Source organism: Novosphingobium chloroacetimidivorans (assembly GCF_014204535.1).
Lineage (GTDB): Bacteria > Pseudomonadota > Alphaproteobacteria > Sphingomonadales > Sphingomonadaceae > Novosphingobium > Novosphingobium chloroacetimidivorans.
On sequence record NZ_JACHLR010000015.1, the window covers coordinates 86369 to 99625 of the forward strand.

Below are 13257 nucleotides of genomic sequence, written 5' to 3' on the forward strand. Positions count from 1 at the left end.
TTCTTGGCATTGCCCACCTGGAGCGATCGGCACGGGTGCGGCAACTTCATGATGCCCCGCCTCCATCAATCCTTAACTACTTGGAAGCACACCGGCTGGCGACTGATCTGCATTCCGAGGGAACGATGATCGACTTGCAGAACGTCATCCTGGAGATGATCGCGAAGGGCGAGTCGCTGAGCGACACCGCCGAACGCCTGTGCCGCGAAGTCGAGCGCCTCATCCCCGATGCGATCTGTTCGATCTTGACGGTCGATGCCGAGGGCAGGCTGGAGTCGCTTGCTGCCCCGAGCCTGCCGCAGACATACGCCGATGCGATTGCCGGGATCGCGATCGGCCCTCACGTCGGCACATGCGGCGCGGCAGCCTTTCACGGCCGGGACATGGTCAGCGAGGACATCCGCAACGACCCATCGTGGGACGGCTATCGTGATCTGGTGGTCCCCGCCGGATTCCTGGCGTGCTGGTCCCATCCGATCTTCGACGCGCAAGACCGGGTGATCGCCACCTTCGCCTTCTACTATCGCGAGCATCGCGGACCCAGCGAGCGCGAGCGCGCGATGGCAGAGCAATGCGCGCGCCTGTGCACCATCGCGCTCGACCGCCATCGTCGCGTCCTGGAACACCATCGCCGGGCGACCATCGACGATCTCACCGGACTGCTCAACCGGTCGGCCTTCGACGCCGCGCTGACCCGGCTCGACTGCGCGATCCCGGGTGCCTGGGCACTGGCGGTTATCGACCTGGACAACCTCAAGGTCGTGAACGACACCTTCGGGCACGCTGCGGGCGACACCTTGCTGCAACACGTCGCCGCTCGGCTCGAGCGAGCGGCACGGCCCGAAAGCGTCTACCGGCTTGGGGGCGACGAGTTCGCAGTGATCCTGACGCATGAGAGTTCGTTGCACGACCTCGACGCGACCGTGACCGCGTATCTGGCAGCGCTGAGCCCCAACGCCGATTGCGGCGGCAACGTCATCGGGCCGCGCGCGACGATCGGCCTCGCCGTGCTTGCCTCGGGCGACAGGACGGCCGAACGCGTGCGCCAGAACGCCGACTTCGCGCTCTACCATGCCAAGGAGACCGGGCGTGGCGGCTACGTTCGCTACTGGCCCGGAATCGGCACGCGCATGACACGCCGGCTGACGGCGGTCCGCGAAGTCGATGCGGCCCTGCGCGAAGATCGGATCGAAGCCCACTACCAGCCGATTATCCGAATCGAGACCGGCGAAATCGTCGGGCTGGAGGCGCTGTGCCGCATGCGCCTGGGTCAGAATCTCGTGACGGCCGCGGCCTTCCACGAAGCGACGACCGATGCGCAGATCGCCAGCGCGCTGACGGAGCGGATGATGCAGCTTGTGGCCGCCGACCTCAGATCGTGGTTGAACGCCGGCATCCCGTTCCAACATGTCAGCGTCAACGTCTCGTCGGCCGACTTTCATGGCCTCACGATACTCCCCACGGTGCTGGAGACGTTCGGGCGTGAGAACGTGCCGCTGAAGCATGTCATCCTGGAAGTGACCGAACTGGTCTACATGGCGGACGATGCCGGCGTCGTGCAGAAGGCGGTGGCCAGATTGCGCAAGGCCGGGCTCGAGGTTGCGCTGGACGATTTCGGCACCGGCTATGCCTCGCTCACCCACTTGATGACGGTGCCGGTCGACTACATCAAGATCGACAAGACTTTCGTCGACCGCATCGTCGATCACATGCCGAGCATCGCCATCGTCGAGGGCATGATTGGCATCGCCCACAAGCTGGGGATCCGCGTCGTCGCCGAAGGGGTGGAGACATCCGAACAGGCGCGCCAGTTGCTCGCACTGGGCTGCACCATGGCGCAAGGCTTCTTCTATTCGCCCGCGGTCAGCGCGATCGAAGCGGGCGCGATGATGCTGGCTTCGGCCGAGGGTGTTGCGGAGCCGCTCCCCAACGCGAAGTGGCGGGTCGTCTAGGGAATGATGCCGCGCCCGATGCATCTCTGCGGGTCAGATGGCCGGACCAGCCGTCACCGCCCCTGAGACGCTCGGATCGTGGCGACGACGAGCACGGTGGTGGACAGCAGGATGCCGCCGACCAGGCCGGCAATACCGAGCAGACCGGCGGGGGTCACGTCCACTTCGGCTTTCAAGATCACGCGCTTGCCGATGCGGACAAGCGAGCGGGCGGTCTGGCGTTCGGCAAGCGGGCTCATGCCGGTGACAACGTTCCCGCTCGCCTAAGGTTCTCGCCCTTGCTCAGCTTGGCAGCACCGGATCGCCGAGCGCCTGGAACACGGCGGTGTAGCAGGTGCCGAAATCCTGCGCGTCGCTTTGCGTCAGCTTGCCGCTTTGTGCGGCTTCGCCCATCTGGCCCAGGAACGCCATCGGATCCTCGGCTTCCCACTCGTAGATGGCGAGATAGGGATTGGTGTCGGAGCCCATCAGCTTGGCGACCAGTTCCCACCGGCTTGCCTGCGCGAAGCCAAACTGGTTGACCAGCTCCGGCAAGTGGCAGTTGTTGTACCAGTCGTGGAATTCCTGCTCGCGGCCCGGCTTGGGCGTGGTGAGCGCGATCATCCTCATCTTGACCATTCTTGCGGCCTCCTCTCGATTGCGGCGGCACCATCGGCAATGCGACCGCCGCTGGCAAGCACCGCGGACGCGAGATCGTGCGGGCGTCGGCGCCGATCGGGTCATATCGGCGGCAATACGCGTGTCACTTTGAACACGTCTTCGCTTCACCCGTCACGCAAAACCACGTAGTTCTACGAGGATGAAGCGGTACAAGACGATATCCCTGATCGACGCCGACTTCCGTCGCCGCGCAGAGCACTCGAAAGCGCTCGCCGGCAGTCGCTTTCACATCGAACCCTACGAAAGCGTGGCGGAGTTCCGTCATCAAGGCAGGGCCGACACACTGATCCTGCTTCACGACGAAGGCACCGCGCTGGAAGACATCCTGCGCGATATGCGAGAGCGCGACTATTGGGCCCCCGTGCTCGGCTATGGCCAGGTGCTGGACCCGGTGCGCTGTTCGCAAGTCATCCTGCGGGGCCTTGTCGGCTACCTGCCCAACCCGTTCGATCGCTACGACATCGAGGCATTGCTGGACGGCGCCGGCGAGCAGCTGACCAAGCTGATCGACTTGCGCTTCGGTGCGGCGGATGCCCGGCAGAAGATCAAGACGCTGACCAAGCGCGAGGCGCAAGTGCTGGAAAGGCTGCAGGCCGGCCTCACCAACCGCGAGATCGCGGACTCGCTGGAGATCAGCCCCCGCACGGTGGAGATCCACCGCGCCAACATGCTGCGCAAGATGGACACCAAGTCCGCGCTCATGGCTATCCGGATGAGCGTGCAAGCCTCGATCACCGAGTGACCTGCGCCCTGGCGGCTCAGGAGTGAACGGCGGACGGCCCGAAGCCGAACCCTTGGCGATCTACCCCGGCGCTGCCGTCGCATGGATCGGCACGCGGAGTTCGCCGCCGAACGCCTCCAGCGCCAGGGTGAGCTTGCGCAACCCCTGCTCGCTCAGCCTGAGGTAGGTGCGGCGCCTGTCGTGTATGTCGCGAATGCGCTCGACAAGACCGCAGCGCACCAGCTCGTCGATCTGCCGCAGCGCGGTGGAGTGCGACGTGCCCGAAGCGACGCATGCACTGCTCACCGGAACGCCCATGCCCTTGGCTTCCATGACGAAAAGATCGAGCAGGATGTCCCAAGCGGGCTCGCCGAAGATCGGGCCGAACAGGCGATCGCGCTGCCGGCGGCAGCGGTAGATCCCCTCGGCAAGCTCGCCCCATCGCCCCAGCGCCTGGTTGCGTGCGCGCTCCGCAGCCGGAACGGGTGGGGCGATCCTGCCATCGCCGGAGCCCCGATCTTCGCGATAGCTGTACTCTCGCCGCATCTGCTCGGCTATCGCGATCAGTTCTGCGGTCAACCTCTCCAGTTTTTCGCTAGGCATCGTCTCGCGCCCGCTTTGTTGCCGCCCCGCAAACCTTTCCTTCTGCTTGCGCCGCCGAAAACGGACCGGCGCTTGATGATCATTACGCGCAGGTGCTCTGCCTGTTCCTGGTACCTAGGGCGATTGCGTAAGTATCACGCGAGAGTGGCTCGATCCCATCGATGCCGCGCACCGTGGCGGCGGCCAAGGACCAGGCCGGCGATGACAAGCACCAGTCCCGCCATGGCTGCGAGCCAGGCCGCGCGTTCCAGTCCGGTCGCCTCGAGCCGGGCCTCCACTCTGTGCCGGCCTTCGGGCACCGTGCAAGTTGCCATGGCCGAAGGTCGCGGCGAATGGGCCGGCTCGATCCATGGCCCGCCATCGGTGCGGCAAGACCAGCCCGTGAAGCTGAACTGGTGCAGCGCCACCACCACCGGCGAACGCGCGTCGACGATCATGCGTACATTGCGGTAGCCGAGGCGATAGCTTCGCACCTCGCCGGCGCCCCTCAGGATGGCCCCGTCGATCGGGCCAGGCAGACCGAGGTATGGCCCCAGCACGTATTCCGAGCTGTCACCCGGCTCGGCCAGGATCTCGGCAATGCCCGGCAAGTCCTTGCTCGCCTGGCGCAGCGCCTGAACCCCGACCAGACCCAGGTCGACCAGCAACAAGGCCGGTATCAAGCCCCACAGCAGCCAAGCGCTTCGCGGCTTGCGCTTGGCAATCTCGGTCGCGGCGATCGCCACCAGTCCCGCGAGGACGATCGTCTGCACCCCGAACAGGCGGAATGGAAACTGGATGCGGCTCAACGGAGTCTGCAAGCGCCAGAACCAGCGCGACGCCTCGGTATTGAGAACGGCGACGAGGATACATGCGCCCAGCAGTATCGCCGCCTCGCGCCTGTGCTTCGAAGCCGTGGCGCGCGCCACGGGCACATAGAGCAGCACGCCCAGGCCGGTGCCAAGCAGAACCAGAACGATCGTCATCTGGTACATGGCCGGATCGACCCAGGGCCTGCCGGAGAACAGCAACCAGTTCAGGGGATTGTTCCGCTCGCTGAACTCGGGCGTGTGCAGCAGGCCGAGCAGGCCCAGCGCCGTGGCGACACAAGGCGCTCCGATCATCAGCCCCACGAGCGAGGCACCCACGCCGCGCGCCAGCAGCCGGGCATCGCGCGGCCAGGCGGCGATCGCGAGCCACGCGCTGGATAACAGCAGCCCGATCAATGCGCTGGGCACATGGCAGTAGAGGATCGTGCCCACGCTCAGCGCATAGCCGGCGAAGCCGCCACGGCGACGGTCGCGCAGCCACGTCGCGAACATCAGCAGCCAGGGCATCAGGCTGATCCCGGCAAGCTCGGCCAGAGCGGCGCGCTGGTAAAAGTCGAAGAACGCGCGATATGGCCACAGCACGAAGACGGCGGCTCCGAGCGCCGCCAGCCTGGCTTCCAGTCGGTGCGCCCGCAGCCATCCGAAGCAGCCCACGGCACCCAGCGAGGCAATGAGCCAGACCGACAGGACGAGTCGCTGCGGCGCCTGGGTCGGGTCGGGCAGGATCGGCAGGAACAGGGCGCCGCCCCATTGCAGCAACGGCGGATAGTAGAAGAACGAGGGAGAGCCCATCGCGCCGTTCATGGTGGGCAGCCAGCGCGGGAACGGCTCGCCCCGCCACACCAGCGGCGCGAACTGAGCCTGCCAGCGCAAGTGGACCGCTGCGTCGCCGACCATGCCCCACACCCCGCACAGCGCCGGCAGGGTCATGACGAACGCAAGTGCGCAGAGCGCCAGGCACGCACGCGTACGACCCAGTGCGCAGCCTTGCGTGTAGCCGGGGCCTTGGCCCACCGTTCTCATTGCACGTCCCCGGAAATACCCATGCGCCACCCTCGCATGTCTACCCGGCTCTTGCATCGCAGCCCTTGCCACTGCAAGTCCGGCTTGCGATGGTCGAGCGCCGCTGCCTGTACCTTGACCCGTGGCGAGACTCCGTTTAAGGGCGCCCATCCCTGTGGGTCCGCTCGCACGGGATTGGAAAGACATAGAGCTGAACATTGCCGCGTGCGGGAGGGGTCCTCCGGTCGCATCGGCAAAGTAATCCGGCGGGTGCGTCGGGTGGAGCGTTTTCGGCTCACGTGTTGGCGAATTCATGCGACATGGCGCTTGTGCCGGGTCGCGTCGCCGCTCGTGACATCCGGCATTCTCTTCCCTCCCTCCTCGCCACACCAGTGGACCGGGGTGCGACGGGTCCGTTCCGCGCTACCTCTCGTGAGATGCGCGGACCGGATCCATCGCACTCCCTTCAGGAAGAAGAGATCAATGCCCACTATCAACCAGCTGATCCGCAAGGGTCGCGAGCCGCAGAAGGCCAAGTCGAAGGTTCCTGCGATGGAGCAGAACCCGCAGAAGCGTGGCGTCTGCACCCGCGTCTACACCACGACCCCGAAGAAGCCGAACTCGGCGCTTCGCAAGGTCGCCAAGGTGCGCCTCACCAACCAGCGCGAAGTCATCACCTACATCCCGGGTGAAGGCCACAACCTGCAGGAGCACTCGGTGGTCCTGATCCGCGGCGGCCGCGTTCGCGACCTTCCCGGCGTGCGCTACCACATCCTGCGCGGCGTGCTCGATACGCAGGGCGTCAAGGACCGCAAGCAGAGCCGCTCGAAGTACGGCGCCAAGCGTCCGAAGTAAGGTTTCATCGCGCTGAGGCCGGCACCGGCCCGCTCCTCCACCCAAACACCCGTACTTGGGTTTTTGTGGGAGGCCGGGTGGGGGAGCGGGCCGGTGCCGCAAGGCAAACCCGGATGGGTTTGCCGCACTCCGAAGGAGTTCAATCAAATGTCACGTCGTCGTCGTCCCGAGAAGCGGGAAATCCTGCCCGATCCCAAGTTCGGTGATCTCATCCTGTCCAAGTTCATGAACAACCTCATGTATGACGGCAAGAAGTCGGTCGCCGAGGCGATCGTCTATGGCGCCATGGAGACCATGGAAACCCGCGCCAAGGCCGATCCGGTGCAGCTGTTCCACTCGGCCCTCACCAACGTCGCGCCGCAGATCGAGGTCCGCAGCCGCCGCGTCGGCGGTGCGACCTACCAGGTCCCGGTCGAGGTTCGCCCCGAGCGCGCCCAGGCCCTCGCCATCCGCTGGCTGATCACGGCGGCGCGCAACCGCCCCGAGACGACCATGTCGGCGCGCCTGTCGGGCGAGCTGCTCGACGCCGCCAACAACCGCGGCAACGCGGTCAAGAAGCGCGAAGACACGCACCGCATGGCCGACGCCAACCGCGCCTTCTCGCACTACCGCTGGTAATCGGCGCTGGTAAGCTGCGACGGCCGGGCATGATGCTCGGCCGGGCTGCGCTCGTCATCGCGGCGTCACACTTTTAATCGAGGGGTCGGGAACCTATCTTACGCGTGGTTCCTCTCCCCCGCACACCCAAGGACTAAGATCATGGCACGCAGCCATCCGCTTTCGATGTACCGTAACATCGGCATCATGGCGCACATCGACGCCGGCAAGACGACCACCACCGAGCGCATCCTTTACTACACCGGCAAGTCCTACAAGATCGGCGAAGTCCACGACGGCGCCGCGACCATGGACTGGATGGAGCAGGAGCAGGAGCGCGGGATCACCATCACCTCGGCTGCCACCACCTGCTTCTGGACCTCCGAGGGCCAGGAATACCGCATCAACATCATCGACACCCCCGGCCACGTCGACTTCACCATCGAAGTCGAGCGTTCGCTGCGCGTGCTCGACGGTGCCGTGGCGTGCTTCGACGGCGTTGCCGGAGTTGAGCCGCAGTCCGAGACGGTGTGGCGCCAGGCCGACAAGTACGGCGTGCCGCGCATGTGCTTCATCAACAAGCTCGACCGCACCGGCGCCAACTTCAAGTACTGCGTGCAGTCGATCATCGACCGCCTGGGTGCGACCCCTGCGGTGCTGTATCTCCCGATCGGCATGGAAGCCGACCTCAAGGGTCTGGTCGACCTGGTGAACAACCGCGCGATCATCTGGAAGGACGAAGCGCTGGGCGCCGAGTTCTTCTTCGAAGAGATTCCCGCCGACATGGCCGACGAGGCTGCCGAGTACCGCACCAAGCTCATCGAGCTGGCGGTCGAGCAGGACGACGATGCCATGGAGAAGTACCTCGAAGGCGAAGAGCCCGACGCGGCGACGCTCAAGGCGCTGATCCGCAAGGGTACGCTGGCGCACGCGTTCGTGCCCGTGGTCTGCGGCTCGGCGTTCAAGAACAAGGGCGTGCAGCCCCTGCTCGACGCCGTGGTCGACTACCTGCCCTCGCCGCTCGACATTCCCGACGTCCAGGGCGTCAAGATGGACAGCGACGAGAAGGACAGCCGTCCGCCCGAAGACGGCGCGCCGTTCTCGGCCCTCGCCTTCAAGGTCATGAACGATCCGTTCGTCGGCTCGCTCACCTTCATCCGCATCTACTCGGGCACGCTCACCAAGGGTGGCTACCTGAACTCGGTGAAGGACAAGAAGGAGAAGGTCGGCCGTATCCTCGAGATGCACGCCAACGACCGCAAGGACATCGACGAGGCCTTCGCGGGCGACATCGTTGCTCTCGCGGGCATGAAGGAGACCACCACCGGCGACACCCTGTGCGCCGAGCGGTCGCCGATCGTGCTGGAGCGTATGGAGTTCCCCGAGCCCGTCATCGAGCTGTCGGTGGAGCCCAAGACCAAGGCCGACCAGGAGAAGATGGGCGTCGCGCTCAATCGTCTCTCGGCCGAGGATCCCTCGTTCCGCGTCTCGACCGACCACGAATCGGGCCAGACGATCATCAAGGGCATGGGCGAACTTCACCTCGACATCATCGTCGACCGCATGCGTCGCGAGTTCAAGGTCGAGGCCAACGTGGGTGCGCCGCAGGTGGCTTATCGCGAGTACCTCGCGAAGCCGGTCGACGTCGACTACACCCACAAGAAGCAGTCAGGCGGTACCGGTCAGTTCGGCCGCGTGAAGGTCAAGGTCACGCCGGGCGAGCGCGGTTCGGGCATCACCTTCACCGACGAGATCAAGGGCGGTAACATTCCGAAGGAATACATCCCCGCGATCGAGAAGGGCATGCGCGAGACGGCAGCCTCGGGTCAGCTGGTCGGCTTCCCGATCATCGACTTCGACATCAACCTCTATGACGGTTCGTACCACGACGTCGACTCGTCGGCTCTCGCCTTCGAAATCGCCGGTCGCGGTGCAATGCGCGAAGTGGCGTCGAAGGCGGGCATCAAGCTGCTCGAGCCGATCATGAAGGTCGAAGTCGTCACCCCGGAAGAGTACCTGGGCGACGTCATCGGTGACATGAACAGCCGTCGCGGCCAGATCCAGGGCACAGACACCCGCGGCAACGCGCAGGTGGTCGAGGCCATGGTCCCGCTCGCCAACATGTTCGGCTACGTGAACCAGCTGCGCTCGTTCACGCAGGGCCGTGCGAACTACTCGATGTTCTTCTCCCACTACGACGAGGTCCCGGCGAACGTCGCGGCCGAGGTCAAGGAGAAGCTTGCCTAAGCGGCGAGATCATTCTAGGGGCGGCGCCTGTTTCAGTGGGCGTCGCTCATTTCCCACAGAACCAAAATCAAGCGAACAGAAGGTTTGAACAATGGCGAAGGCTAAATTCGAGCGGAACAAGCCGCACTGCAACATCGGCACCATCGGTCACGTCGATCACGGCAAGACCACGCTGACGGCTGCCATCACCAAGGTCATGGCCGAAGCATTCGGCGGTGAAGCGGTTGACTTCGCCAACATCGACAAGGCTCCCGAAGAGCGCGAGCGCGGCATCACGATCTCGACCGCGCACGTAGAGTACGAGACCGAAGCGCGCCACTACGCGCACGTCGACTGCCCGGGCCACGCCGACTACGTGAAGAACATGATCACCGGTGCTGCCCAGATGGACGGCGCGATCCTGGTCGTGAACGCAGCTGACGGCCCGATGCCGCAGACCCGCGAGCACATCCTGCTCGCCCGCCAGGTCGGCGTGCCGCAGCTTGTCGTGTTCATGAACAAGGTCGACCAGGTCGATGACGCCGAGCTGCTCGAGCTCGTCGAGCTTGAAGTGCGCGAGCTGCTCTCGTCGTATGACTTCGATGGCGACAACATCCCCATCGTCATGGGTTCGGCCCTGGCCGCTCTGGAAGGCCGCGACGAGAACATCGGCAAGGAGAAGATCCTCGAGCTGATGAAGGCTGTCGACGATTTCATCCCGCAGCCGCCCCGTCCGACCGACAAGCCCTTCCTGATGCCGGTCGAGGACGTGTTCTCGATCTCGGGTCGTGGTACGGTCGTCACCGGCCGCGTCGAGACCGGCATCGTCAAGGTTGGCGAGGAAGTCGAAGTCGTCGGCATCCGCAACACCCAGAAGACCGTCGTCACCGGCGTCGAGATGTTCCGCAAGCTGCTCGACCAGGGTGAAGCCGGCGACAACATCGGCGCGCTGGTCCGTGGCCTGAAGCGTGAAGACGTTGAGCGCGGCCAGGTTCTGGCGAAGCCCGGCACCGTGACCCCGCACACCGACTTCGACGCCGAAGTCTACGTGCTGTCGAAGGAAGAAGGCGGCCGTCACACGCCGTTCTTCGCGAACTACCGTCCGCAGTTCTACTTCCGCACCACCGACGTGACCGGCGAAGTGATCCTCCCCGAGGGCACCGAGATGGTCATGCCCGGCGACAACGTCACGATCTCGGTAAAGCTGATCGCGCCGATCGCCATGGACGACGGCCTGCGCTTCGCCATTCGCGAAGGCGGCCGCACCGTGGGTTCGGGCGTGGTTGCCAAGATCACGAAGTAAGCTTCACAGCTCTTCGGGTCTGACCTGAACAAGAGGCCCGGCTTCCGAAAGGAGGCCGGGCTTTTTGGTGTGAGCCCTCCTCTCCCCGTCGGGGAGAGGATATTCTCCCAATCACCCCTTGCGCGAATCCTCTCACACACGTAAAGGCGCGCTTCGAATTTCTCCGGGGCACAGGCCCCTTTGCTCTTTCTCATCGGTAGGGACATGGAAGCTCAGAACATCCGCATCCGCCTCAAGGCGTTCGATCATCGCGTGCTCGACCAGGCGACCGGCGAGATCGCCGACACCGCCCGCCGCACCGGCGCCCTGATCCGTGGCCCCATTCCCCTGCCGACGAAGATCGAGAAGTTCACGGTCAACCGTGGTCCTCACGTCGACAAGAAGTCGCGTGAGCAGTTCGAGGTCCGTACCTACAAGCGCCTGCTCGACATCGTGCAGCCGAACGCCGCCACCGTGGACGCGCTGATGAAGCTCGACCTGGCCGCCGGCGTGAACGTCGAGATCAAGCTCGCGTAATTCGCGACTAGCCGACGCAAGAGTTTTGGTCTAACGGCCACATTCCTTCCGGACTCCTCGAGTCCGGCTCTGGCAACCCAGTTGCTACGAGACAGAGCCACGGCGACCTAGCCGCCGCGGACACAAGGGATACCTCCGGGAGCACGTCTCTCGGGAATGCGTCCCCCGTCTCGCTTCCGTACGGCCCTTCGGGTTTGTCAGGGAGCACCCAGCCCGGACGGGGGCACGCATCGCACCAGGGCTGGACACGCCTGTCGGGATGGTCTCGGCAGGCCTCTGTGAGGAGACTGGTCATGCGCACCGGCGTGATCGCAAAGAAAGTCGGGATGACCCGGCTGTTCCAGGAAGACGGCAGGCACGTGCCCGTTACCGTCCTGGCACTCGAAGACAATCAGGTCGTTTCTGTCCGCACCACCGATGTCGACGGCTACGTCGCCGTCCAGCTGGGTGCTGGTGAAGCGAAGCAGAAGAACGTTGCCAAGCCGCAGCGCGAACACTTCGCCAAGGCGCAGGTCTCGCTCAAGCAGCGTGTCGCCGAGTTCCGCGTCGCCGACGACGCCGTCCTCGAAGTCGGCGCCACCATCGCCGCCTCGCACTTCGTGCCCGGCCAGCTGGTCGACGTTGCCGGCCACACCCAGGGCAAGGGCTTCCAGGGCGCCATGAAGCGCTGGGGCTTCGGCGGCATGCGCGCCACCCACGGCGTGTCCATCTCGCACCGTGCCCACGGTTCGACCGGCAACCGCCAGGATCCGGGCAAGGTCTTCAAGAACAAGAAGATGGCCGGCCACATGGGCGACCGTCAGCGTACCCAGCAGAACCTCGAGATCGTCCGCGTCGACGACGAGCGCGGGCTGATCTTCGTGAAGGGCTCGGTGCCCGGCTCGAAGAACGCCTGGCTGACCGTCTCGGACGCCGTCAAGGTCGCTCGCCATGCGGAAGCGCCCTACCCCGCCGGCCTCAAGCAGGCCGCCAACAGCAATGACTCGGCTGCCGAGACGCCCGCGGACGTGACCGCGGCGCCTGAGGCGACCGAAGGTCAGGAGGGCTGATCAAGTGAAGGTACAGGTCCTCAATCTCGATGGTTCGACCGGCAACGGCGAAGTCGAGCTCTCGGATGACGTGTTCGGCCTCGCGCCGCGCGCCGACATCCTCCACCGCGTTGTCACCTGGCAGCTCGAGAAGCGCCGTGGCATCGCCCGCGCCACCCGCGAGCGTTCGGACGTGGCCCGCACCGGCAAGAAGTTCGGCAACCAGAAGGGCGGCGGCACCGCCCGTCACGGCGATCGCGCTGCCCCGGTGTTCATCGGCGGTGGTAAGGCTCACGGCGCCCGTCGCCGCGAGTTCAACCCCTCGCTGAACAAGAAGGTCCGCGCACTCGGCCTGAAGATGGCGCTCTCGGCCAAGGCCCAGAACGGGCTGATCGTGGTCGACACGCTCGACGTCACCGATGCCAAGACCAAGACCCTCGCCGGTCAGTTCGCCAATGCGGGCTGGGGCAAGAAGGTCCTGGTGATCGACGGCGAGGCCGTGAACGAGACCTTCGCGCGCGCCGCCGGCAACCTCGTCGGCGTCAACGTGCTCCCGGCTCTCGGCGCCAACGTCTACGACATCCTGAAGCATGACACGCTGGTGCTGACCCGCGCCGCTGTCGAGAAGCTGGAGGCGCGCTTCGCCGCCCCCGCGGGAGTGGCTGAATAATGGCTAAGAACCAGCAAGTGGATGTCCGTCACTACGACGTGATCCTCTCGCCCCACATCACCGAGAAGTCGACGATGCTCTCCGAGCACAACGCCGTCGTCTTCAAGGTGGCGGACAAGGCAAGCAAGCCCGAGATCAAGGCTGCGGTCGAAGCGCTGTTCTCCGTCAAGGTGACCGGCGTCAACACGATCGTCGTCAAGGGCAAGACCAAGCGCTGGCGCGGTAAGGAATACCGTCGCAGCGACGTGAAGAAGGCGATTGTCACGCTGGCCGAGGGCCAGTCGATCGACATCACCGAAGGCGTACGGGGCTGAT

General features: G+C 65.1%; 14 protein-coding genes. 10 read left to right on the plus strand and 4 right to left on the minus strand.

The genetic code is table 11. The features are described from left to right. Window positions 1–125: 125 nt before the first annotated feature. The gene (locus HNO88_RS16085; protein WP_184247779.1) at window positions 126–1952 is read left to right on the plus strand and encodes a putative bifunctional diguanylate cyclase/phosphodiesterase; all 1827 of its coding nucleotides are present in this window, start codon (window positions 126–128) and stop codon (window positions 1950–1952) included. 53 nt (window positions 1953–2005) lie between these two features. Here the strand turns inward: HNO88_RS16085 and HNO88_RS16090 are convergent, their stop codons facing one another. Beyond that, complete coding sequence (locus tag HNO88_RS16090) at window positions 2006–2191, minus strand: hypothetical protein (RefSeq protein ID WP_184247781.1); 186 nt, start codon at window positions 2189–2191, stop codon at window positions 2006–2008. Window positions 2192–2234: 43 nt separating this feature from the next. Then, window positions 2235–2570, minus strand: coding sequence for a DUF4286 family protein (locus HNO88_RS16095; RefSeq protein WP_184247784.1), 336 nt, complete (start codon window positions 2568–2570; stop codon window positions 2235–2237). 181 nt (window positions 2571–2751) lie between these two features. On the opposite strand from HNO88_RS16095, the gene HNO88_RS16100 reads away from it, so the two are divergent. Further along, window positions 2752–3354, plus strand: a complete 603-nt coding sequence (locus tag HNO88_RS16100; RefSeq protein WP_184247788.1) for a response regulator transcription factor — start codon at window positions 2752–2754, stop codon at window positions 3352–3354. Between the two features lie 60 nt (window positions 3355–3414). On the opposite strand, the gene HNO88_RS16105 is transcribed toward HNO88_RS16100, so the two are convergent. Both HNO88_RS16105 and HNO88_RS16110 read right to left on the minus strand, forming a co-directional pair. Continuing rightward, complete coding sequence (locus tag HNO88_RS16105) at window positions 3415–3936, minus strand: MarR family transcriptional regulator (protein WP_184247791.1); 522 nt, start codon at window positions 3934–3936, stop codon at window positions 3415–3417. A gap of 134 nt (window positions 3937–4070) precedes the next feature. Next, window positions 4071–5759, minus strand: coding sequence for a putative glycosyltransferase family protein (locus HNO88_RS16110; RefSeq protein WP_221420059.1), 1689 nt, complete (start codon window positions 5757–5759; stop codon window positions 4071–4073). Window positions 5760–6230: 471 nt separating this feature from the next. Here HNO88_RS16110 and rpsL point away from each other — a divergent pair, with 471 nt between their 5' ends. From rpsL to HNO88_RS16150, 8 genes are all read left to right on the plus strand, one after another. Further along, window positions 6231–6602: a 30S ribosomal protein S12 gene (gene rpsL, locus HNO88_RS16115; RefSeq protein ID WP_159870488.1), complete on the plus strand. Its 372-nt coding sequence runs from the start codon at window positions 6231–6233 to the stop codon at window positions 6600–6602. A 147-nt stretch (window positions 6603–6749) separates the two neighbouring features. Further along, entirely contained in the window at window positions 6750–7220 is a 471-nt protein-coding gene (rpsG, locus tag HNO88_RS16120) for a 30S ribosomal protein S7 (protein WP_159870491.1), read from the plus strand. A 141-nt stretch (window positions 7221–7361) separates the two neighbouring features. Next, window positions 7362–9446, plus strand: coding sequence for an elongation factor G (gene fusA, locus HNO88_RS16125; RefSeq protein WP_184247797.1), 2085 nt, complete (start codon window positions 7362–7364; stop codon window positions 9444–9446). Window positions 9447–9537: 91 nt separating this feature from the next. Continuing rightward, the gene (gene tuf, locus HNO88_RS16130) at window positions 9538–10728 is read left to right on the plus strand and encodes an elongation factor Tu (protein WP_184247800.1); all 1191 of its coding nucleotides are present in this window, start codon (window positions 9538–9540) and stop codon (window positions 10726–10728) included. Between the two features lie 204 nt (window positions 10729–10932). After that, complete coding sequence (rpsJ, locus tag HNO88_RS16135) at window positions 10933–11244, plus strand: 30S ribosomal protein S10 (RefSeq protein ID WP_159870500.1); 312 nt, start codon at window positions 10933–10935, stop codon at window positions 11242–11244. Window positions 11245–11537: 293 nt separating this feature from the next. After that, window positions 11538–12293, plus strand: coding sequence for a 50S ribosomal protein L3 (gene rplC, locus HNO88_RS16140; RefSeq protein ID WP_184247803.1), 756 nt, complete (start codon window positions 11538–11540; stop codon window positions 12291–12293). 4 nt (window positions 12294–12297) lie between these two features. Next, a complete protein-coding gene (gene rplD, locus HNO88_RS16145; RefSeq protein WP_184247808.1) occupies window positions 12298–12942 on the plus strand; it encodes a 50S ribosomal protein L4 in 645 nt (214 codons plus the stop codon). After that, window positions 12942–13256: a 50S ribosomal protein L23 gene (locus HNO88_RS16150; RefSeq protein WP_058737546.1), complete on the plus strand. Its 315-nt coding sequence runs from the start codon at window positions 12942–12944 to the stop codon at window positions 13254–13256. The genes rplD and HNO88_RS16150 overlap by 1 nt, the downstream gene beginning before the upstream one ends. The last annotated feature ends 1 nt before the right edge of the window (window position 13257 follow it).